Origin of the sequence: Parabacteroides sp. AM17-47 (assembly GCF_003434625.1) — a bacterium.
GTDB classification, from domain to species: Bacteria; Bacteroidota; Bacteroidia; order Bacteroidales; family Tannerellaceae; genus Parabacteroides; species Parabacteroides distasonis.
Genome location: NZ_QTLI01000030.1, coordinates 42,749 through 44,632, shown reverse-complemented (window position 1 = coordinate 44,632; position 1,884 = coordinate 42,749). Strand labels below are relative to the sequence as shown.

2 protein-coding genes are annotated in these 1,884 nt (G+C 55.5%); both read right to left on the bottom strand.

The genetic code is table 11. From position 1 onward, the window contains the following. Positions 1 to 329, bottom strand: a 329-nt coding sequence (locus tag DW205_RS19760) for a hypothetical protein (protein WP_121963145.1), incomplete at its 3' end; no start/stop codon positions are given. A gap of 5 nt (positions 330 to 334) precedes the next feature. Beyond that, positions 335 to 1,447: a transcription termination/antitermination protein NusG gene (locus DW205_RS19755; protein WP_121963144.1), complete on the bottom strand. Its 1,113-nt coding sequence runs from the start codon at positions 1,445 to 1,447 to the stop codon at positions 335 to 337. Positions 1,448 to 1,884 lie beyond the last annotated feature (437 nt).

Genomic DNA, 1,884 nt, shown 5'->3' with positions numbered 1-1,884 from the left:
GGGACGGTCAATAGCTTGTAATCCGACCCGTCTCTTCTCAAGATATGCTTGCGAGTATATGAGCGGAGCGAGCGATCCGTAACAGACACCATCACGATCGGGAACGGGTAGGCGTACAGGCGCAACGGCGTGATCTCGCTATCCGGGAACGCACGATGCAGTTGGTAGGCCGAACGCTCGAACGCTACCCAGTAGGGACCCGTGCAGTACAGGTGTATTGAGTTTCGGTTCGCACGCTCACGATCCATGATCTCTGTCAAACGCTCACGCAACAGGCTCATCAGCCGGATGCCCGAAGGGACGCCGCATGTCTCTCTCTCTTCTCTCATATCTTTTATTTATCGCCGTTCCCGTGCCCGAACCAACGGTCGTAATCACGTAAACGACGTATCAACACGGACTTGCTCTTCTTGGGCGAGGCCTCCTCCATCCAAGGGTCAATCAACTCGTGCGCCATGCGCTGGTAAAGGCTGCTGTCCGTGCAGCCATAGAGCGTGACCAGTAACAAGGCACGGGATTGCCCCGCTTTTATCACCGGGAGCATGCTGCGCATCGTGGAGCGCAAACGATCGAACTCATCCGACTCGCCCAACAACCTGTAGGCCGGAAGGAGCAACGAGTAAAGCTTACAACGGATTACGTCGGTCTCAGCACGGAGAGAGGCGTAGCCACGCAGGACCTCACGGGCCAGACGGGCATCCTCATCCACTACCACGCCAGAGGCGTGGTAACGGCCCAAGGCCCCGTGCAAGCCCTCCGACAGACGGTCGTTGTCCAAATGGGTATACACGTGCTTGCCCCCCGTGTTCAGCTCGATCAACTCGTACTCCCCAGCTCTCACCTCGAACAAGGGGACCCACAGGCAGTCGAGGATACGCACCATCACGTCCTTATGCCCACCGCCCGGCTGCACCACCACCTCCGCCTCCATGTCGGTAAAAGGGCCGGAGGTGATACGCACACGGTCGCCTTTCAACAAGCGGCCGCTATCTGGCACGTACACCGGAAGCTCGTTGGAGTAAGAAGCCGCGACCCAACGCAAGGTATCCATCTCACGATCCGAGAGGTACGGGAAATAAGACCGCCCGCCGGAGGAAACCCGGGGGAGGAAATTATACAGGGGAAGCGTACGCTTCAGGCTAAAGATCTCGTCCTCCGAGGCGTGGACGAACACGTAGTTGTACAGCAGGGGCCGTTTCGTGTTGACCATCTTGCCGCCCACCTTCCTCGCCTCGACATACGAGGGGGAGAAATACTCGAACAAGGCCTCCCCACGACGCTCACGGCGGGAAAGCTCAGCGTCCAGCCCCTTCGAGGGGCTGATCCTGTCACGCCCGCCACCGGCGGTAGGGAGCGTGAGCACGTACCAGCGGACAGCCTCCTGGTCACGTCGCTTCAGAACATGCGCCATGAACCTGTCCGAGCACTTGCCTGTCAATATATCCATCTCTATGATTATCTTTTCCAGTGGTTATCCCATGGCCCGAAAACAGACCCCACGGCAATTCAGAGCCCTACCAAGAATCTTTTATATCATCTTGATAAACAGAACTTTATATTTTTAAATGTGGCATTACTGAAAATTACCATCTCTCGAAATCTTAGGCTACTTGGGGAGTAGCCTAAAAGGTGCGAGAACGGTTATCACCCGGTTGTAGAGACGGGGCACGCCCCGTCTCATCCCCTCCAAATGGTAACTTAAAGCTACTATCAGACAGTGGGAGACGGGGCGTGCCCCGTCTCTACAGGAATACACACAGGTTATAAGGCATGGTGGAATGATACCGGGAACAAGAGGTCATTTCACCCGCATCACCATGTCTATACGTCTAGGATAAAATAAGAAAATCAAAGAATAGAGAGGATCAAACGCCTACAATGAGT

Excerpts from the sequence above, each read along its gene's own strand:
- DW205_RS19755 (WP_121963144.1), bottom strand. The coding sequence starts at position 1,447 with ATGGATATATTGACAGGCAAGTGCTCGGACAGGTTCATGGCGCATGTT.